Source organism: Pseudomonas sp. FW305-70 (assembly GCF_058783925.1).
This window is the reverse complement of sequence record NZ_JBYSYZ010000017.1, coordinates 58415-77514: the sequence shown is the minus strand read 5'-3', so window position 1 is coordinate 77514 and position 19100 is coordinate 58415. Positions and strand designations below refer to the sequence as shown.

The following is a 19100-nucleotide window of genomic DNA, read 5'->3' as shown; positions in this document are numbered from 1 at the left end:
CCTGCCAGTCAACATCTCGGCTGCCTGTGTCGCCGTCTTCGCGAGCAAGCCCGCTCCCACAAAAGCACAGCAGCCGAGGTGCGCATGAAACCCATCGTCATCATCGGCGCCGGACCTGCCGGCATTCGCGCGGCGCAAGCCCTGGTCGCGCACGGCGTTCGCCCGGTGCTGCTGGACGAAGCTGCACGCGGTGGCGGACAGGTTTATCGGCGTCAGCCGGTCAACTTCAAGCGTTCGCCAGTCAAGCTGTATGGCTTCGAAGCGCCCAAGGCCAGTGCGTTGCACCAGACCATCGACGAGTTGCGCGAACAGCTCGATTACCGCCCTGAAACCCTGGTGTGGAATGCCGAGGACGGCGCCCTCGACACCTTGCAGGACGGACGTGCCGCACGACTGGAATTTTCCCGGGTGATCGTCGCCACCGGCGCCACCGACCGGATTTTGCCGGTGCCGGGCTGGACGCTACCCGGGGTCTACAGCCTCGGCGCGGCGCAGATCGCCTTGAAGTTTCAGGGTTGCGCCATCGGCGAGCGCGTGGTGTTCGCCGGCAGTGGCCCGTTGCTGTACCTGGTCGCGTATCAATACGCCAAGGCTGGCGCCAAGGTGGTCGCGGTACTCGACAGCTCACCCTTCAGCGCCCAGGCTCGCGCCCTGCCCGGCCTGCTGTCGCAACCGGCCACGCTGGTCAAAGGCATCTACTACCGTGGCTGGCTGACCGCCCACGGCATCCCGGTGCATCAGGGTGCAACCTTGAAGCATGTCGACGGAGATCAACGGGTGCAGGCGCTGATCTGGTCCGACGCAAAAGGCGAACATCGACTGAACTGCGATGCCGTAGCGTTCGCCCACGGCCTGCGCAGCGAAACCCAGCTCGCCGACCTGCTCGGCTGCGAATTTGCCTGGAACCCGCTCAATCGCGCCTGGCTCCCACAACGCGATCGCGCCGGGCGCAGCAGCGTCGCCGAGGTGTACCTGGCCGGTGACGGCGCCGGGATCATGGGCGCCGACGCCGCGGAAATGGCCGGCGAACGCGCCGCATTGGCGTTGCTCGAAGACATCGGCTACCTGATCCCGACGCAACGCACCACACAGCTTGAACAGGTGCTGGAACGCATCGGCGATTTTCGTCAGGGCCTGGAGCGCGCCTTCGCCTTTCCCGAGAACTGGGCCACCGGCATCGCCGATGACGTGATGGTCTGCCGCTGCGAAGAAGTCCGCGCCGGCGATATTCGTGAAGTGGTGCGCGAGGGTCACTGGGAAATAAATCGGGTCAAGGCCCATTGCCGGGTCGGCATGGGTCGCTGTCAGGGTCGGATGTGCGGCGCGGCGGCAGCGGAGATCATCGCCTGCGAAAGCCAGCGCGCGGTGTCCGACATTGGCCGGCTGCGCGCCCAGGCCCCCATCAAGCCGCTGCCCTTTGGCCTGGAGATCGACGCATGATCGAAGTCGACGCAGTGATCATCGGCGGCGGCATTGTGGGTGCTTCGGCGGCGCTGTTTCTCGGCAAGGCCGGGCGTCGCGTGGTGCTGCTGGAGCGGGACTTCTGCGGTTCGCATTCCAGCGGCGTCAACTACGGTGGCGTCCGCCGCCAGGGCCGACCATTGTCGCAATTGCCACTGTCGCAACGTGCCCACGCCATCTGGGCGCAGCTGCCGCAATTGATTGGCATCGACGGCGAATATCAACGCAGCGGCCACCTGAAACTCGCCCGCAGTACAGACGATTTGCGTGCCCTGCAAGACTACGCTGCCAGCAGCCAGGGCTTCGGCCTCGACTTGCAGGTGCTTGACCGTACCGAGCTGCGCAGCCGTTTTCCATGGGTGGGAGACGTCGCGGTGGGCGCCTCGTATTGCCCGGATGACGGTCACGCCAATCCGCGTCTGGTGTCCCCTGCGTTCGCCCGGGCGGCGCGGCGACACGGTGTGCAGGTACATGAGCAATGCACGGTCACCGCCGTGGAACACGACGGCCAGCGCTTTTGCGTACGCACGCAAAACGGCATGCAGTTGCACGCACCCTGGCTGCTGAACTGCGCCGGGGCTTGGGCAGGCAGCATCGCCGCGCAATTCGGCGAACCGGTGCCGATGCATTCCGGGCACCCGGCAATGCTGGTCACCGAACCCCTGCCGTTGGTGATGGATGCCAGCACCGGCGTCGAGGGTGGCGGCATCTACGCGCGACAGGTCGCCCGCGGCAATTGCGTGTTGGGTGGCGGCCAGGGTTTTGCCCTGGACGACGCCCGCGCCCGCCCCGGTCAAGGCGCCGTGCTGGAAATCCTGCGCCAGGCCGTCGAGCTCTATCCGTTTCTTGAAGGTGCCCAGGCGATTCGTACCTGGAGCGGCACCGAGGGTTACCTGCCTGATCGCCAGCCGGTGATCGGCCACAGCCGTACCCAGCCCGGTCTGTTGCATGCGTTCGGCTTTGCCGGCGCCGGTTTCCAGATCGGCCCGGCGGTGGGCCAGGCGCTCACCGAGATCATCTGTAGCGGCGCGTCAAAGACGTCGCTGGATGCGTTTTCCATCACCCGGTTTCACTCCATCTCCGTAGCTTGATAGAGGAAGGTCGCGCCAATGAAAAACCTCAAACGCAACGCACTGCTCGGTTTGTCCTGCATGAGCGCCCTGCTCACCCTCACCCCGGCCCACGCCGAACCGACGCTTTACCTGGGCATGAACGGCGGGACCATGGAGCGGCTTTACGCCGACAAGGTACTGCCGGCCTTCGAGAAGGCCAACAACGTCAAAGTGGTGATCGTGCCCGGGACCTCCGCCGATATCCTGGCCAAGGTCCAGGCCAGCAAGGACAACCCGCAGATGCATGTGATGTTCCTCGACGACGGCATCATGTACCGCGCCATCGCCATGGGCCTGTGCGACAAACTCGAAAACAACCCGGCCCTGGCGCAGATTCCCGCCAAGGGGCGAATCAAGGATGAAGCGGTAGCCGTCAGTCTCGGCGTCACCGGGCTGGCCTACAACACACGCTTGTTCAAGGAGAAAGGCTGGAGCGCGCCGACCTCGTGGATGGACATGGCTGACCCGCGCTTCAAGGACAAAGTGGTGTTCCAGTCGATGGCCTCCTCCACCTTCGGCCTGCACGGTTTCCTGATGTTCAACCGGATTCAGGGCGGCAGCGAAACCAACGTCGATCCGGGGTTCAAGGCTTGGCCGAACACGGTTGGGCGCAACGTACTGGAATACATCCCGAGTTCGGCGAAGATTTCCGAAATGCTCCAGACCGACGAGGCGGCGCTGTTTCCGCTGACACCGACCCAGGTCACCGCCCTGAAGCTCAAGGGCATGCCAGTGGAATACGCACAACCGAAGGAAGGTGCCGTGGTGCTCAACGTCGCTGAATGCGCCATCGCCAACAACACGCAACCGCAACTGGCGCAAAAACTCGCCGCGTTCCTGCTCACCCCCGAAGCCCAGGCGGCCGCGCTTGAGGACGGCGACCAGATTCCTTCAAACCCCAATACCCCGACCTCCGAGCGAACCCGTGGGCAGGTCGAAGCGATGCAACAATACCTGGAGACCGCAATCGCGGTGGATTGGGATCAGGTCAACGAACAGCGCCCTGCGTGGAATGCACGGTGGAATCGGAGCATCGAGCGATAGGCGACTGACACGACTGTGTTTCGCAAACGACCCCTCCTATAGGAGCGAGCTTGCTCGCGATGGACGTCAACGATAACGCGTGCTGCTTGAGTGCCCGCGCTATCCAGAGTTTTTCGCGAGCAAGCTCGCTCCTATAGGCCCTTCCAAGTGACCGGTCGGAACCGCTCCGACGCGCACCGACACAACTGGAAGCAAATTCTCTGCTCTGGTTACACTATGGCGCCCCGGCTCAGGGAGCCTGCCCGCACACCAGAGGTGACATCTCAGTGGCCGTTCGACCACCCAATCGTTCGCGAATCAAATCGCGCTGGCAATCGTTGCGTCGCCTTCTCGGTAAGGCACCGGCTGCCGGCAGCGCCGAGGCAAGCGAGGTTATCCACGACTACTTTCGTCACCAGGCCCATTCCCGGGGCTACACCCTCAGTCACAGCCAGCAACGCGTGATCGACTGCATGGCCCGGCATGCCTGCCTGTTGATGGGCACTTCGACGCAAACCCTTCCGGGCCTATACCTGCATGGTGCCGTGGGGCGCGGCAAGAGCTGGCTGCTCGACGGTTTTTTCCGGGCCGTTCCCCTCGTGCAAAAACAACGCCTGCACTTCCATCAGTTTTTCGCCCAACTGCACCAGGGCATGTTCGAGCATCGCGAACAGCCCGACGCCCTGGCGATCACCCTGGATGCATTGCTCAGCGATTGCAGGGTGCTGTGTTTCGATGAGTTCCATGTGCACGACATCGGCGATGCGATGCTCATCACCCGGTTGTTCAAGGCACTGTTTCAGCGTGGCATCCTGTTGCTGGTCACCTCCAACTACCCGCCCGCAGGCCTGTTGCCCAATCCGCTGTACCACGCCCGCTTCAAACCGGTGATCGACTTGATCAATGCACGCATGCAAGTCATGGAAGTCGGCGGTCCGCACGACTATCGCAGCCAGGTCCGCAGCCATGCGCAGCAGCTGTTCACCCAAGGCCATTATGTGTGGCCGGCCAGCGTGGCGCAGCGACGCTCTTTGAATCTGCCGGATTGCGGCGCCCCGCCCCTGTCGCTCCCGGTGGGCACCCGGCATTTCCGGGCGCGTTTGTGCGATGAGCGCCGCATCGGATTTACTTTCGCCGACCTGTGCGAGCAGCCTGTGGCCGTGATGGATTACCTGGAGCTGTGCCGCCGCTTCGATCGCTGGATCATCGATGACCTGCCGCGGCTCGCTGAGTGCTCGATGGCCGCCCAACAGCGCTTCATCAACCTCATCGACGTACTGTACGACCAGGACAAGCACCTGACACTGCTCGCACAGCACGCCCTGCGCGAAAGCCTGGACGGCGATGCCATTGACCTGGCGCGCACCCGCAGTCGATTGGGGCAACTGGTCGAAGTCAGCGAACCGGCCTGAGCGATATTATTGCGTTGTATTGAAGGGCCTCTTCGCGAGCAAGCCCGCTCCCACAGTTGACCGAATTGCCCGGACGGGAGTGATCCAATGTGGGAGCGAGCCTGCTCGCGAAAGCGGTCTGACCGGCGCCACATCTTTCCCGCTATGATGTCGCCCATTTCCAGGGCCACGCGTCCTCCCCTTGGCTAATGGCGAATCTGTTCATGCATACCCTTGCTCAATTGCGTGCCGGCAAGTTGTCAGGCATCACGCGGCTGGATCTGGTCGACGACCTCACGGAATTCCCTCGGGAAATTTTCGATTTGGCGGACTCGCTGGAAGTACTCAACCTCAGCGGCAATGCCTTGAGCGCCCTGCCGGAAGACTTGCATCGCCTGACCCGTCTGCGCGTGCTGTTCTGTTCCGATAACCGCTTCACCGAGTTGCCGGTCTGCCTGGGCCAATGCGCCGCACTGACGATGATCGGCTTCAAGGCCAACCGCATTGCCCACGTGCCCGCTGCGGCACTGCCACCGCTGCTGCGCTGGCTGATCCTGACCGACAACTGCATCGAGACGCTGCCGAGCGAGTTGGGAGAGCGGCCATACCTGCAAAAGCTCATGCTCGCCGGCAACCGTTTACGCGCGCTACCGGAGTCGTTGCGTCAGTGCCATCGGCTGGAGCTGATTCGCATCGCCGCCAACCAGTTGACCGAGTTGCCGCAATGGTTGCTGGAATTGCCGAGCCTGACCTGGCTGGCGTACGCCGGTAACCCGCTGGAAACCGAAGCCGACGCCGCGGCCCTCGACGCGACACCGCGCATTGACTGGTCGGCATTGCGCCTGGAAAAACAGCTCGGCGAAGGTGCGTCCGGGGTGATCCATCAGGCAGTCTGGCAACAGGCAGAGCAACCGCCCATGGCCGTTGCGGTAAAGCTCTACAAGGGCGAAATGACCAGCGATGGTTCACCGCTGCACGAGATGAACGCCTGCATCACCGCCGGCCTGCACCCGAACCTGATCAGCGTCGAAGGGCGGATTGTCGATCACCCGCAGCAAACCGCCGGGCTGGTGATGCAACTGATCGCGCCGAGTTACCGCAACCTCGCCGGACTGCCGAGCCTGGCGTCGTGCAGCCGTGACACCTACCCCGACGACTTGCGCTTCAGTGCGGCCGTGGCGCTGCGCATTGCCTCGGGCATTGCCTCGGTGGCCGAACACCTGCACAGCCATGGCATCACCCACGGCGACCTCTACGGGCACAATATCCTGTGGAATGAGCAGGGAGACTGCTTGCTGGGGGACTTTGGCGCGGCATCGTTCCACGGGATTTCCGACAGCCTTGAAAGCCGTGCCTTGCAGCGAATCGAGGTGCGGGCGTTCGGGGTGTTGCTGGGGGAGTTGCTGGCGCGGATCGACTCGGGGTTGAGCGATGAAGGGCGTGGGGTGCTGGAAGATCTGGAGCGGCGTTGCTGTCAACCGCAGGTGCTGGAGCGGCCGGGGTTTAGCGATGTCGTGGAGCAACTGAAAAATCTGTGACCGCTATACGGTCAATCGCGAGCAAGCTCGCTCCCACAGCGACAGCGCTAAACCTGTGGGAGCGGGCTTGCTCGCGAAGACGGTGTCACTGGTGAATCAGATCAACCCGCCAACCCGACAAACATGTCTTGCACGTCGTCATGGTTATCGAGGCCTTCGAGGAAGGCTTCGACTTCCGCCATCTGCTCGTCGCTCAGGCCGCTGACCGGGTTTTTCGGCTGATAGCCCAGTTTGGCCGACAGCACGGTGAAGCCTTGTTCCGGCAGGGCTTTCTGTACCGCGTCGAGGTCGGTCGGTTCGGTCAGGAACAGGGTTGCACCCTCTTCACCCGGTTCGAAATCCTGTGCACCGGCTTCGATGGCGGCCATTTCCGGGTCGGCGTCCGGGGTGTCCGGCGACGCTTCGATCATGCCGACATGGTTGAAGTCCCAGGCCACCGAACCGGAAGCGCCCAGTTGGCCCTTGCGGAACGCCACGCGGATTTCGGCAACGGTGCGGTTGATGTTGTCGGTCACGCACTCGACGATCAACGGCACCTGATGCGGGGCGAACCCTTCATAGGTCACGCGATGGTATTGCACGGTCTCGCCCAACAGGCCCGCGCCCTTCTTGATGGCGCGATCCAGTGTTTCCTTGGGCATCGAAACTTTCTTGGCCTGTTCAACCACCAGACGCAAGTGCGCGTTGGTAGCAACATCAGCGCCATTGCGCGCAGCAATGGTGATTTCCTTCACCAGTTTGCCGAAGATCTTGCCCTTGGCATTGGCTGCCGCTTCTTTGTGTTTAACCTTCCACTGTGCGCCCATTTCTCACTCTCTTATCTGTGACATCTGTGGCGTCGAGACAACCATTGGCCGACGCTTTGCGCAAGTTTATACGGCCTAAAGTTGGCAATCGACCAAAAAATCCCGACTGGCATCGACATCTTCACCAGCGGTTGTAGGGGGATTCTGAAATGCCGCTTTGGCCTGTCCGCAATGCGCCGGGGTTTCGTACGCTTTGCACCTTATTCAACGGCGGCAGCGTGTTCGATGCACAACGACAAGGAAAGTCCCACCACCCTGACGCTTCTCGATGACGACCTGAGTTTCCAGGTGGTCCGGTTCAGCGGTCACGAAGCACTCAACCAGCCCTATCGATTCGACATCGAGGTTATCGGCCTGGCACCGGCCCTGAACCTTGAACGATTGCTGCACCAGCCCGCGTTCCTCGAGTTCGGCCTCGACCAGGGCCTGCATGGCGTGCTGCACAGCGCCGGGTGTGAACATCGAAGCGCACACCGGGTCGCTTACAAACTGGTGCTGGTGTCCCGTCTCCAGGCGCTGGAGCAGCGACGCCGCCGACGGGTTTTCCAGCGCGCCAGCGTGCCCATGATCCTGCGCCAGTTGCTCGAGGAACATGGGCTGCCCGCCAGCAGTTATCGCTTTGAACTGGCCACCGGGCACTATCCCGTGCGAGCTTTTTGCATTCAGTACGAAGAAACCGACCTGGCATTGTTGCAACGACTGTGCGAGGAAGAAGGCATCCATTACCACTTCGAGCATCAACGCGACGGCCATGTACTGGTACTGGCCGATGACAGCCTGAGTTTCCCCCAGGAGCCGCTGCTCATGTCGCTGCGCAGCGACGCAGTCGACGATCATCACCAACCCGTGATCAGCGAATTGTTCCAGCGCCATGATGCTTCGCTCCCCCCTGTGCGCCCGGGTGCGAGCAATCCTGGTGCAGCGGACATCAGCGACGGTGCAGCCAATCACTCGTTCACCACGGCCAGACAGGTTCTCGCTGGCGAACAGCAGCATCGCGACCAGCTCAGCCGGCGACAACTGGAACGCCTGCGGTGCCGGCACCTGCAGATCCACGGTCAAAGCAACCTGGGAGCATTACGCAGCGGCCGGATCGTGCAGGTGGCCGGGCATCCCCTGGCGAGTTTCAATGATCAATGGCTGGTAACCGAAACAAGCCATCAGGGAGGCCAGTCATCGATTCTGCTCGACGATTCAGCGGGTATGGCCCTGGGTTACCGCAATCAATTCAGCGCCATCCCCTGGTCAACGGTGTTCAGGCCCGCGCTAAAACAACCCAGGCCGAGCATCCCCGGGTATCAGCCAGGCCAGGTGTGCGGCCCGGTCGGACAACCGCCGACAGTGAACGAGGATGGCCGGATTCGGGTGAACCTCTGGCCCGCCACAGATTCAGCCACAGAGTCGTTGTCCAGCGGCCTGTGGCTACCCTTGGCGCTGACCACCGCCGAGGACTGGATCGATCCCTCCCGCTTGCCCGTGGCCGGCAGTGAGGTACAAGTGATCTTCCTCGACAGTGACCCGGATCGCCCGGTGCTCTGTACGGCGCTGGGCCCTCGGCCACAACCTCTGCGCCCACGGCCCCGTGAACCCCGTGGCGATACCCGCCTGCTGTTCGACTGGCTGCTCCACCGTCCTTGAGCATGACCGAGGTCCACAAGCCGGTGTAACCGCCGCCGACGATGCACACATCGGCGACGAGGAACAGGATTCAGGTACGCAGGGGTTTGATGTTTATCGCTCGGTTGGGCACGGAGGGAGGGTTGGTTTTAAGGCCGCCGGGGCGACTGTTCCAGTGCGGGATCAGCACCAGCGCCGAGAACATCGCACAACCGGCGAAGACAATGAACACCGTGACCGAGTCGAAGTAACCCGGCAGCAATCCGCCGAGCACCGCTCCGACGGAACCGCAACCGTTGACGAACCCGGCCGCCGTTGCACCGGCCTTGGCCGTGCCGAAATCGATCGCCGCCGCGCCGCTGATCATCGAGTCCGGCCCGTAGAGGGTCAGGCCCATGACGAACAAGAGCGCCACCACCAGGACCACACTGCCGGTATGCAGGGCGCCCATGAACAATGCCAGGGTCACGGTGAGTGCCAACAGACTGAGAACGCAAGCCGGCATGCGCCGGGCGCCGAACAGTTTGTCCGAGGCCAGGCCGATCATGATCGGCCCGAGCAACCCGGCCAGCTCGAACGAGGTCGGAATGATCGCCGCACCGACCTTGCCCACCGAAGGCATCTGTTCGAAGACGATCACCGGTCCCCACAGCAGAATCGCGTAGCGCGCCGGTTTCAGCATGAAGTACGCCAGCCCCAGCACCAGTACCGTGCGGTTGCGCAGGATTTCCTTGAGTGGCACCCAGATACTGATTTTGCTTTGGGCAAGGGTTTCTTCAGCGGTCTGTTCTGGCTCCGGTTCCACAGCCGGCAAGCCGACGTCTTCAGGTTTGTTGCGCTGGAAAATAAAAAACAGCACGGCGACCAGCCCAACCACCACCGCACTGGAAACAAATGCCGCATGCCAGGTGCCGATGAGCGTATACGCCCACCAGCCGGCAAACGGCGAGGCCACGAGCCCGCCAAAGGCGTAGCAGGAACTCCACAGGCCCAAAACCCGCCCGCGCTGTTCGGAGGGAAAGAAACTGCCCAGGTTCTTGCACAACCCCGACCAGCCGGTGGACTGCGCCAGACCTTGTACCAGCATGCAGGTAGCAAAAATCGGTAACGTCGCAAAGTTGCCCATCACCAGCGCCGCACCAGCGGAAATCAGCAACCCGCCGAGCACCACCACCCGCGGCCCGAAGCGGTCGGCCAGGATGCCCCAGGTGAACTGGCCGACGGCGTAGGCCGTCAGGTAGATGGCATCGAGGTTGGCCATGGCCATTTTGTCGAGCATGAAGGTCGGGTCTTCGGCGATGCCGAGTTTGGCCACCGAGAAGGCTTTGCGGGTGAAGTAGAACGCGGCGTAGGCAAGCCAGGTGATCGCGAAGATCTGCACGCGCCAACGCTTGATGGTGCCGATGTGCTTGTTCATTGTGATTCTGACCTCAGGGTGTGAGTGTGCCGGCAGAATTGGAAGCAAACGCCTGTTTTTTTATTGTTGAGCACTGCGATATCGCCCTGTCCCTACGGCGGATACCGGTCAGATGAGTCCTGTTTTGCACGCCCAGGCTCATGGCACCCGCTGCGGTTCGACTGACCGGTCAGCGGGGCTGAGTGTGATAAAAACAATTACTGTTTAATAAGTGAAATCGATTTATCGTATTTCCAAAATAAGCTTTGCTTGTTACTGGAGATATCGATGTCGGTTTCCCACGCCCAACTCAAAGCGTTCCATGCCGTTGCGGTATATGGAAGCTTTACCAAAGCCGCCGAGCGGCTATTTCTGACGCAGCCGGCGATTTCCGACCAAGTGCGCAAACTTGAAGAGCGCTACGGTGTTTTGCTGTTTCACCGCAACAAGCGTTCGGTACGCCTGACCGATCTGGGCGAACGCCTGCTGAGCGTTACCCAGCGGCTTTTTGTGATTGAGGCCGAAGCCCAGGAACTGCTGCAGGATTCCCAGGCCCTGCAGACCGGCAGCCTGATTCTGGCGGTGGATGCGCCGGTGCACGTGCTGCCGCAGATTGCCCGATTCTGCGAACGCTACCCGGGGATCAGCGTGAAGATCGAAACCGGCAACACTGATGAGTCGCTGTTTCGACTGTTCAACTATCAGGCCGACCTGGCGTTGCTGGGCCGGGACGTCAGTGACGAACGCCTGATCTCCCTGCCCCTGCGCAATGACCCGATGGTGGCGTTCGTGTCGCGCAATCATCCGTGGGCCGACCGTGAATCCATCACCCTCGCCGACCTTGATGACACACCGCTGGTACTGCGGGAAATCGGTTCGGTGACGCGCCAGACCCTGGAGGAGGAAATGGCCGGCGCCGGGCTGCGCATTCGTCCGGCGATCCAGGTTGAAGGCCGGGAAGCCGCTCGTGAAGCGGTGGTGGTCGGGATTGGCATCGGCGTGGTGTCGGCGGCCGAGTTCGGCGCCGACTCACGGGTATGCGCGTTGCCGATTACCGATTGCAAACGCCGCCTGACGGAAACCCTGGTGTGCTTGCGCGAGCAGAGTTCGCGGCGAATCGTGGCGACGTTTCTTGAGATGGTTCGCGAGAGTCTTGTGTAGGCAGGACCGGCCCCTTCGCGAGCAAGCCCGCCCCCACAGGGGAATGCATTCCAAATGTGGGAGCGGGCTTGCTCGCGAATGCAGGCGACTCGGTCTACCTGACTGACGCCAACCCCAAAAAAGCCTGAATCAACCGCAAATCCCGCCGCCGCTCCATGCACCCGATCATGTGCCGGTTCACCAACCCCTCGCCAATGATCGGCACCGCCGCCACTCGCGGGTCGTGGCTGACTTCCACCGACGACACCACCCCCACCCCCAGTTCGGCAGCCACCGCCTCGGTCACCGCTTCGCGGCTGTCCAGTTCCAGCAGCACCCGCGGATTGACCCTGGCCTGAGCGCAAGCCTCATCGAAGGTGCGCCGGGTAATCGAACTCGGCTCGCGCAGCACCATGATTACCTGATCCAGCTCCTTGAGCTGCACGCCTTGGGTCTTCTGCGCCCAAGGGTGCCCGTCGGGCACCAGCGCACAAATCCGTGATTCGCTCAGTGCCTGCAGATGCAAGCCCTTGCGCGGCTCGACTTCGGTCAGCACCGCCACGTCGGCATGTTCGGACAGCAGCGCCGCCAGGGTTTCCTGGGCGTTGCCCAGGCGCAGGTTCACCGTGATCCCCGGATAGCGCGCGCGCAGGCTGGCGAGCATCGGCATGACCATGTGCGGACCGTCCGCCGCCACCTCCAGGCGCCCGGTCAGCAATTGCCGGTTGGCTTCGAGCATCGCCTGCGCCTCCTCGGCCAGGCCGAACATCGCCCGGGTGATCGCCGCCAGCTTGGTGCCCTCCTCCGTCAGTTCCACGCGTCGGGCGGTGCGGCGCAACAGGGTGATCTGGTAGTGCTCCTCCAGCGCCTTGATGTGCCCGGTGACCGCCGGCTGGCTGATGAACAGTCGCGCCGCCGCCCGGGTAAAGCTGCCTTCCCGGGCCACGGCATCGAAGGCGCGGAGCTGAAACAGGTTCATGAATAACCCTCACTGATGGCTGGCATAACAACAAACAATTTGATTGATAGCACGGCAAATTGCAATTTAAGCCCCGTAGCTTGATCCCATCGATTGCGAGGACACGAAAATGAGTGCTGCCGAACCCATCCTGCTCACCCCCGGCCCGTTGACCACTTCGGCCCGCACCCGTCAGGCGATGATGATCGACTGGGGCTCATGGGATGAGCGCTTCAATCAACTGACCGCCAGCCTCTGCGAGCAATTGCTGGCGATCGTCAACGGCGCCGCCACCCACCACTGCGTGCCCTTGCAAGGCAGTGGCACCTTCGCCGTCGAGGCCGCGATCGGCACCCTGGTGCCTCGCGATGGCAAGGTTCTGGTACTGATCAACGGCGCCTACGGCAAACGCCTGGCGAAAATCTGCGAAGTGCTGGGCCGCTCCTTCAGCACCTTCGAAACCGCGGAAGACGAACCGACCACCGCTGCCGACGTCGACCGCCTGCTGCGCGCCGACAACGGCATCACCCACGTTGCCCTGATTCACTGCGAAACCAGCACCGGCATCCTCAATCCGCTGCCGGAGATCGCCCAGGTCGTCGCCGGACACGGCAAGCGCCTGATCATCGACGCCATGAGCTCCTTCGGTGCCCTGCCGGTGGACGCGCAACAAGTGCCGTTCGACGCCCTGATCGCCGCCTCGGGCAAATGCCTGGAAGGCGTGCCTGGCATGGGCTTCGTCTTCGCTCGCAAAGAATCCCTGGCCAGCGCCGCCGGCAACTCGCACTCGCTGGCGATGGACCTGCAGGACCAGCACGCCTACATGGCCAAGACCGGCCAGTGGCGCTTCACCCCGCCGACCCACGTGGTCGCGGCGCTGCACGAAGCCCTGCTGCAATACAACGAAGAAGGCGGCTTGCCGGCCCGGCACGAACGCTACGCCGCCAACTGCCAGGCACTCATGGAAGAGATGGGTAACCTGGGGTTGCGCAGCTTCCTGCCGGCGGCCATTCAGGCGCCCATCATCGCCACCTTCCACGCCCCGAAAGATCCTCGCTACCAGTTCAAGGAATTCTACGAGCGGGTCAAGGCCAAGGGTTACATCCTCTACCCCGGCAAACTGACCCAGGTCGAAACCTTCCGCGTCGGCTGCATCGGACATGTGCAACCGGCCGAGATGCGCGAAGCCGTGGCCGCGATTGGCGAGGTGTTGCGCGAGATGGAAGTGCTGGAGATCTAACCCACACCGCATTCCCCTGTGGGAGCGGGCTTGCTCGCGAAGACGGACTGACACTCAACATGGATGTCGGCTGACACACCGCTTTCGCGAGCAAGCCCGCTCCCACCCAAAGCTGCTCTTCATCCGCCAGTTTCCAAGGAATTTGATCACCATGAACTACTCCAACCCAGGCAAACTCCAGGCCGCCATCCTCGACTGGGCCGGCACCGTGGTCGACTTCGGCTCCTTCGCCCCGACGCAGATTTTCGTCGAGGCGTTCGCCGAGTTCGACGTCCAGGTGTCCATCGAAGAAGCCCGTGGCCCGATGGGCATGGGCAAGTGGGACCACATCCGCACCCTATGCGATCTGCCGGAAGTTGCCGAGCGTTATCGCAAAGTATTCGGCCGCACGCCGACCGACGACGACGTCACCGCGATTTACCAGCGTTTCATGCCGCTGCAGATCGAGAAAATCGCCGAACACTCGGCGCTGATTCCGGGCGCTCTGGAGACCATCGCCAACCTGCGCGAGCAAGGGATCAAGATCGGCTCCTGCTCCGGTTATCCGAAACAGGTCATGGACAAAGTGGTCGAACTGGCTGCCACCAACGGCTATGTGGCCGATCACGTGGTGGCCACCGACGAAGTCCCGAATGGCCGCCCGTGGCCCGCCCAAGCGCTGGCCAACGTCATTGCCCTGGGCATCGACGATGTCGCCGCCTGCGTGAAGATCGATGATACCGTGCCAGGCATTCTCGAAGGTCGCCGCGCCGGCATGTGGACCGTGGCGCTGATCTGCTCGGGCAACGCCCTGGGTCTGGATTACGAAGGTTATCGCGCGCTGGGCAGCGACCAACTGGACAGCGAGCGCAAGCGCATCCATGCGCTGTTCGAAGGTTCGCGCCCGCACTACATGATCGACACCATCACCGATCTGCCGCAGGTGATCGCCGACATCAACAAGCGTCTGGCCAACGGCGAAATGCCGCAATCGAGCTAAAAACCACAACGCCCCCTGTAGGAGCGAGCTTGCTCGCGATGGAGTGTCAGATACGTTGATGTCGACTGACACACCATCGCGAGCAAGCTCGCTCCTACAATGTTTTTTTCTATTGCCCCGATCCAGAGCATCCAGCGACCAATCACCTCAGGCAAACCCGGTGAAACAGGATTACAGTTAAGGCACACCGTCGGACAAGAGCGGTGGCTTTAAACCGGACCTCTGAGGAACACCGTATGCCGTGGAAAAACTCCGAGTCGCGCTACAGCACCGTATCGATCACACTGCATTGGTTAATGCTGGTCCTGCTGGTGCTGGTTTACGCCTGTATCGAGTTTCGCGGGCTCTTTCCCAAGGGCAGTGGCGGACGCACGCTGATCGTCGAATCACACTTCATGCTCGGCCTGACCGTATTCGTCCTGGTCTGGCTGCGATTGTTCGCACGCAGTCTCGGCCCGGCGCCGCAGGTCTTCCCCGCCTCGCCACCGTGGCAAACGACGCTGGCCAGGCTGATGCACTGGGCGCTGTACATTTTCATGATCGTCACGCCGATTCTCGGCTGGCTGGTCACCAGCGCCAAAGGCAACCAGGTGATGTTCTACGGTTTCGACCTGCCGATGCCAATAGCCGAAAACAAGGAGCTGGGCAAACAACTCCAGGACTGGCACGAGCTCGGCGGCACTATCGGCTATTGGTTGATCGGCCTGCATGCCGTGGCCGCGCTGTATCACCATTATGTGGTGGGCGATAACACCTTGCTGCGGATGATGCCCAAGAGCGTGAACCGCGACTCCTGAAACCTATGAATTCAAATGTGGGAGCGCCGTTCAGTTTGTTGATTTCAATCCCCGCCCCCCCTGCAAGCCACCGGTGTGGATGAAGATCAGTCGCGTACCTTGGGCGAATCGGCCCGCTTCGACTTGCTGCTTGAGTGCCAGCAGCGCTTTGCCGGTATACAGCGGTTCCAGGGGAATGCCGCTGGCCTGCCCGGTCTTTTCGATGAACTCAAATAGCAGCGGATCGACCTTCGCGAAGCCACCGCGACTGGCCTCAAACAGCTCATACGCCGCATCGACCACACCGGCTTCCTGCATGATCCGCTCGACCTGCTGCGCCACCCCATGATCTTCGGGCACCGCCAACGCCCCGAAAACCGGATGATCACCGGTTTCGGCCAGTACCAGCCCCGCGAGCGTCGTGCCGGTTCCACAGGCCAGCCACCAGCCGTCGTAGTCGTTCCAGCCCAAGCCCTGCAATTGCGCGCAAACAGCAGCCCGCAATGGCATGCAACCCAGGGCACCTGGCAAACCACCTCCCCCTTCAGGCACCGGGTGCAAGGTCGGGTAGCGGGTTTGCCAGGGTTGCCAGAAACCGGCTTCATGCCTCGCCCGATAGCCGCCGTAACCCAGCCAGTGCAACTGCATGCCAAATGCCTGCAAATCCCTCACGGTCGGTGTTTCCTGAGGATGCCCGCGCAACAAGCCGACGGTGGAAAAGCCGAAACGCTGGCCCGCCGCCGCCAACGCGTGGAGGTGGTTGGAGTGCGCGCCACCGAGACTGATGATGCCTTCGGCCCCCGCGTGGTCGGCGGTCTTCAGGTGTTCGATGAGCTTGAACCATTTGTTGCCGCTGATCAGCGGGTCGATCAGGTCCAGACGCAGGATGGCGACTTCGACGCCGGCATCTGTGAGCCAGTCGAGGTGGAGCGGTTCGAGGGGAGCCTGGGTTAACCAGGCTTCTGGAGGAAGAAGCATCAATGCCGGCTCTGGATGAAGAGCCGGCATCTTAACAGCTGACTTGTGGCGAGGGAGCTTGCTCCCGCTCGGCTGCGCAGCAGGCGCAAACCCGGAACACTCGATACTTCTGGTGTATCGGAGCTACCGATTTGGGGCCGCTTCGCGGCCCAGCGGGAGCAAGCTCCCTCGCCACAGACCAGTCTGTTACAACTGCGCCGCCAACCGCGAACCCTGATTGATCGCCCGCTTGGCATCCAGCTCTGCCGCAACATCCGCGCCACCGATCAGGTGCACGCTCTGCCCCGCCGCCACCAGGCTTTCATGCAACTCGCGCAGCGGGTCCTGCCCGGCGCAAATCACGATGTTGTCCACTGGCAGCACCTGCGGCTCGCCGGTTTCGCCGATGCGGATGTGCAGGCCTTGGTCGTCGATCTTCAGGTATTCAACGCTGTTGAGCATCTGCACCTGCTTGTTCTTCAGCCCCGTGCGATGGATCCAGCCAGTGGTCTTGCCCAGGCCGTCGCCGACCTTCGACTTCTTGCGTTGCAACAGGAACACCTCGCGGGCCGGCGCATGGGGCGCAGCCTTGATTCCGGCAACACCACCGCGTGCTTCAAGGTGCGTATCGATGCCCCATTCCTTCCAGAACGCGGCGCGATCCTGACTGGTAGCGACACCTTCATGAACGAGGAACTCGGAAACGTCGAATCCAATACCACCGGCACCAATCACCGCGACACGCTTGCCGACCGGTTTGCGCTCCAGGATCACATCCAGGTAGCTCAGCACCTTGGCGTTTTCCACGCCAGGAATCGCCGGCACGCGCGGCGCAATGCCGGTGGCCAGAATGATCTCGTCGTAGCCGCCTTCGACCAGCTGTGCCACGTCGACGCGGGTGTTCAGGCACACCTCGACGTTGGTGGTCTGCAGCTTGCGGTTGAAGTAGCGAAGGGTCTCAAAGAACTCTTCCTTGCCCGGAACGCGCTTGGCGATGTTGAACTGACCGCCGATTTCGCTGGCCGAATCGAACAGCGTCACCTGATGGCCACGCTCGGCCGCCACGGTCGCGGCGGACAAACCGGCAGGCCCGGCACCGACCACGGCGATTTTCTTCAATTGCTGCACGGGCAGGTAATTGAGTTCGGTTTCGTGGCAGGCACGCGGGTTGACCAGGCAGCTGGTCAGCTTGCCGCCAAAAGTGTGGTCGAGGCAGGCCTGGTTGCAGCCGATGCAGGTGTTGATCTCATCGGCGCGACCTTCAGCGGCCTTGTTGACGAAATCCGGGTCGGCGAGGAAGGGCCGCGCCATGGACACCATGTCGGCATCGCCCTCGGCCAGGATCTGCTCGGCGACTTCCGGCGTGTTGATGCGATTGGTGGTGATCAGCGGAATATTCACCGAACCCCGCAGCTTGGCCGTGACCTTGCTGAACGCCGCACGCGGCACTTTGGTGGCGATGGTCGGAATCCGCGCTTCGTGCCAGCCGATACCGGTGTTGATGATGGTCGCGCCGGCCTGCTCGATGGCCTTGGCCAGTTGAACGATCTCTTCCCAGGTGCTGCCGCCTTCGACCAGGTCGAGCATCGACAGACGGAAAATGATGATGAAGTTCGGGCCGACCGCTTCACGCACGCGGCGAACGATTTCCACCGGCAGGCGCATGCGGTTTTCATAGCTGCCACCCCAACGGTCGGTACGGTGGTTGGTGTGGGCGGCGAGGAACTGGTTAATGAAATAGCCTTCGGAGCCCATGATTTCCACACCGTCGTACTCGGCGGTTTGCGCCAGTACCGAGCAGGTGACGAAATCGCTGATCTGCTTCTCGATGCCTTCCTCATCCAGCTCCTTGGGCTTGAACGGGTTGATCGGCGCTTGAATGGCGCTGGGTGCAACCTGTTTCGGGCTGTAGGCATAACGACCGGCGTGGAGAATCTGCATGCAGATCTTGCCGCCCGCGTCATGAACGGCACGGGTGACGATACGGTGCTTGAGCGCCTCTTCTTCGGTCGTCAGCTTGGCCGCACCGGAATACACGCCACCTTCGTCGTTCGGGCCGATACCGCCGGTGACCATCAGGCCGACACCGCCACGGGCACGTTCGGCAAAGTACGCCGCCATGCGTTCGAAACCACCCGGTTTCTCCTCAAGGCCCGTGTGCATCGACCCCATCAGGGTGCGATTGCGCAGCGTGGTGAAACCCAGGTCCAGCGGAGCCAACAGGTGCGGGTATTGAGCGGCGGTCATCGGTAACTCCACATCGATCGATCACGGAAAGTGCAGGAGCTCTACGGCCCCCGTCAGTCATGTTCGACAGACTAAGAGCCGCGACGCCGTCGCTCAATGACCGTAACTGACAACTTAATGATCGAAATGCGCAGCAACTTGGGGTGACTGGGAAATAGCTGCTACGTCAGCGCATGCCTGCCCCATGACTTTTCACTTCGATTGGAATTCTTTTCATTAAGAATGGAGTCATCCAACCATAGTCAGCCGTGTCGCGAATACCTTAAACGCCAGCATGGGCGCCGTTTGTGAAAAATCTTATGTAGTGATGTCGGGCCATTGCTAGAAGAATTTCCGCGGTGCGGTGTTGAACTGGTGCACTCCGAAGCACACCTCCAGCTTGGCGACACTCTTGGCCCCGCCGTTGGTATAGCTCAAGAATCAAACGTTCTTGGCGAAGCTACCGACCCCGGCACTGCG

Annotated in this window: 15 protein-coding genes; 10 read left to right on the top strand and 5 right to left on the bottom strand. The window is 62.1% G+C overall.

The window, feature by feature from the left end; translation table 11 throughout:
* Positions 1-84: 84 nt before the first annotated feature.
* The 5 genes from AC3WN7_RS15305 (at position 85) to AC3WN7_RS15285 (ending at position 6525) form a co-directional block, all read left to right on the top strand.
* Positions 85-1440 (top strand): FAD/NAD(P)-dependent oxidoreductase, encoded by a 1356-nt coding sequence (locus tag AC3WN7_RS15305; RefSeq protein WP_102674647.1) that lies wholly within the window; start codon positions 85-87, stop codon positions 1438-1440.
* The gene (locus tag AC3WN7_RS15300; protein WP_095966540.1) at positions 1437-2552 is read left to right on the top strand and encodes an NAD(P)/FAD-dependent oxidoreductase; all 1116 of its coding nucleotides are present in this window, start codon (positions 1437-1439) and stop codon (positions 2550-2552) included. Before AC3WN7_RS15305 ends, AC3WN7_RS15300 begins: the two co-directional genes overlap by 4 nt.
* Before the next feature lie 18 nt (positions 2553-2570).
* Positions 2571-3617: an ABC transporter substrate-binding protein gene (locus AC3WN7_RS15295; protein WP_102674646.1), complete on the top strand. Its 1047-nt coding sequence runs from the start codon at positions 2571-2573 to the stop codon at positions 3615-3617.
* Positions 3618-3883: 266 nt separating this feature from the next.
* Complete coding sequence (zapE, locus tag AC3WN7_RS15290; RefSeq protein WP_102674645.1) at positions 3884-5008, top strand: cell division protein ZapE; 1125 nt, start codon at positions 3884-3886, stop codon at positions 5006-5008.
* Between the two features lie 203 nt (positions 5009-5211).
* A complete protein-coding gene (locus AC3WN7_RS15285) occupies positions 5212-6525 on the top strand; it encodes a leucine-rich repeat-containing protein kinase family protein (protein ID WP_102674644.1) in 1314 nt (437 codons plus the stop codon).
* A 101-nt stretch (positions 6526-6626) separates the two neighbouring features.
* On the opposite strand, the gene AC3WN7_RS15280 is transcribed toward AC3WN7_RS15285, so the two are convergent.
* On the bottom strand, positions 6627-7331 hold the full coding sequence (locus AC3WN7_RS15280; RefSeq protein ID WP_102674643.1) for a YebC/PmpR family DNA-binding transcriptional regulator: 705 nt from the start codon (positions 7329-7331) through the stop codon (positions 6627-6629).
* A 225-nt stretch (positions 7332-7556) separates the two neighbouring features.
* Between AC3WN7_RS15280 and AC3WN7_RS15275 the strand changes: the two genes are divergently transcribed.
* On the top strand, positions 7557-8969 hold the full coding sequence (locus AC3WN7_RS15275) for a type VI secretion system Vgr family protein (RefSeq protein ID WP_102674642.1): 1413 nt from the start codon (positions 7557-7559) through the stop codon (positions 8967-8969).
* Between the two features lie 70 nt (positions 8970-9039).
* On the opposite strand, the gene AC3WN7_RS15270 is transcribed toward AC3WN7_RS15275, so the two are convergent.
* Complete coding sequence (locus AC3WN7_RS15270) at positions 9040-10365, bottom strand: MFS transporter (protein ID WP_102674641.1); 1326 nt, start codon at positions 10363-10365, stop codon at positions 9040-9042.
* A 267-nt stretch (positions 10366-10632) separates the two neighbouring features.
* Here AC3WN7_RS15270 and AC3WN7_RS15265 point away from each other — a divergent pair, with 267 nt between their 5' ends.
* Positions 10633-11505, top strand: a complete 873-nt coding sequence (locus AC3WN7_RS15265; protein ID WP_015094338.1) for a LysR family transcriptional regulator — start codon at positions 10633-10635, stop codon at positions 11503-11505.
* 94 nt (positions 11506-11599) lie between these two features.
* Here the strand turns inward: AC3WN7_RS15265 and AC3WN7_RS15260 are convergent, their stop codons facing one another.
* Complete coding sequence (locus AC3WN7_RS15260; protein WP_095966546.1) at positions 11600-12463, bottom strand: LysR substrate-binding domain-containing protein; 864 nt, start codon at positions 12461-12463, stop codon at positions 11600-11602.
* Positions 12464-12572: 109 nt separating this feature from the next.
* Here AC3WN7_RS15260 and AC3WN7_RS15255 point away from each other — a divergent pair, with 109 nt between their 5' ends.
* The 3 genes from AC3WN7_RS15255 (at position 12573) to AC3WN7_RS15245 (ending at position 15458) form a co-directional block, all read left to right on the top strand.
* Positions 12573-13682, top strand: a complete 1110-nt coding sequence (locus tag AC3WN7_RS15255; RefSeq protein ID WP_102674640.1) for a 2-aminoethylphosphonate--pyruvate transaminase — start codon at positions 12573-12575, stop codon at positions 13680-13682.
* A 151-nt stretch (positions 13683-13833) separates the two neighbouring features.
* On the top strand, positions 13834-14661 hold the full coding sequence (phnX, locus tag AC3WN7_RS15250) for a phosphonoacetaldehyde hydrolase (protein ID WP_102674639.1): 828 nt from the start codon (positions 13834-13836) through the stop codon (positions 14659-14661).
* Between the two features lie 236 nt (positions 14662-14897).
* Positions 14898-15458 carry a cytochrome b gene (locus AC3WN7_RS15245; RefSeq protein ID WP_102674638.1) on the top strand — a complete coding sequence of 187 codons (561 nt, stop codon included), beginning with the start codon at positions 14898-14900 and terminating at the stop codon, positions 15456-15458.
* 30 nt (positions 15459-15488) lie between these two features.
* Here AC3WN7_RS15245 and AC3WN7_RS15240 read toward each other — a convergent pair whose 3' ends face one another.
* A complete protein-coding gene (locus AC3WN7_RS15240) occupies positions 15489-16415 on the bottom strand; it encodes a 1-aminocyclopropane-1-carboxylate deaminase/D-cysteine desulfhydrase (RefSeq protein ID WP_102674637.1) in 927 nt (308 codons plus the stop codon).
* A gap of 186 nt (positions 16416-16601) precedes the next feature.
* Positions 16602-18641, bottom strand: coding sequence for an oxidoreductase (locus AC3WN7_RS15235; protein ID WP_095966551.1), 2040 nt, complete (start codon positions 18639-18641; stop codon positions 16602-16604).
* Between the last annotated feature and the right edge of the window lie 459 nt (positions 18642-19100).

Excerpts from the sequence above, each read along its gene's own strand:
- AC3WN7_RS15295 (WP_102674646.1), top strand. The coding sequence starts at position 2,571 with ATGAAAAACCTCAAACGCAACGCACTGCTCGGTTTGTCCTGCATGAGC.
- AC3WN7_RS15285 (WP_102674644.1), top strand. The coding sequence starts at position 5,212 with ATGCATACCCTTGCTCAATTGCGTGCCGGCAAGTTGTCAGGCATCACG.
- AC3WN7_RS15265 (WP_015094338.1), top strand. The coding sequence starts at position 10,633 with ATGTCGGTTTCCCACGCCCAACTCAAAGCGTTCCATGCCGTTGCGGTA.
- AC3WN7_RS15275 (WP_102674642.1), top strand. The coding sequence starts at position 7,557 with ATGCACAACGACAAGGAAAGTCCCACCACCCTGACGCTTCTCGATGAC.
- AC3WN7_RS15300 (WP_095966540.1), top strand. The coding sequence starts at position 1,437 with ATGATCGAAGTCGACGCAGTGATCATCGGCGGCGGCATTGTGGGTGCT.
- AC3WN7_RS15260 (WP_095966546.1), bottom strand. The coding sequence starts at position 12,463 with ATGAACCTGTTTCAGCTCCGCGCCTTCGATGCCGTGGCCCGGGAAGGC.
- AC3WN7_RS15280 (WP_102674643.1), bottom strand. The coding sequence starts at position 7,331 with ATGGGCGCACAGTGGAAGGTTAAACACAAAGAAGCGGCAGCCAATGCC.
- AC3WN7_RS15245 (WP_102674638.1), top strand. The coding sequence starts at position 14,898 with ATGCCGTGGAAAAACTCCGAGTCGCGCTACAGCACCGTATCGATCACA.
- phnX (WP_102674639.1), top strand. The coding sequence starts at position 13,834 with ATGAACTACTCCAACCCAGGCAAACTCCAGGCCGCCATCCTCGACTGG.
- AC3WN7_RS15255 (WP_102674640.1), top strand. The coding sequence starts at position 12,573 with ATGAGTGCTGCCGAACCCATCCTGCTCACCCCCGGCCCGTTGACCACT.
- AC3WN7_RS15305 (WP_102674647.1), top strand. The coding sequence starts at position 85 with ATGAAACCCATCGTCATCATCGGCGCCGGACCTGCCGGCATTCGCGCG.
- AC3WN7_RS15240 (WP_102674637.1), bottom strand. The coding sequence starts at position 16,415 with ATGCTTCTTCCTCCAGAAGCCTGGTTAACCCAGGCTCCCCTCGAACCG.
- AC3WN7_RS15235 (WP_095966551.1), bottom strand. The coding sequence starts at position 18,641 with ATGACCGCCGCTCAATACCCGCACCTGTTGGCTCCGCTGGACCTGGGT.
- AC3WN7_RS15270 (WP_102674641.1), bottom strand. The coding sequence starts at position 10,365 with ATGAACAAGCACATCGGCACCATCAAGCGTTGGCGCGTGCAGATCTTC.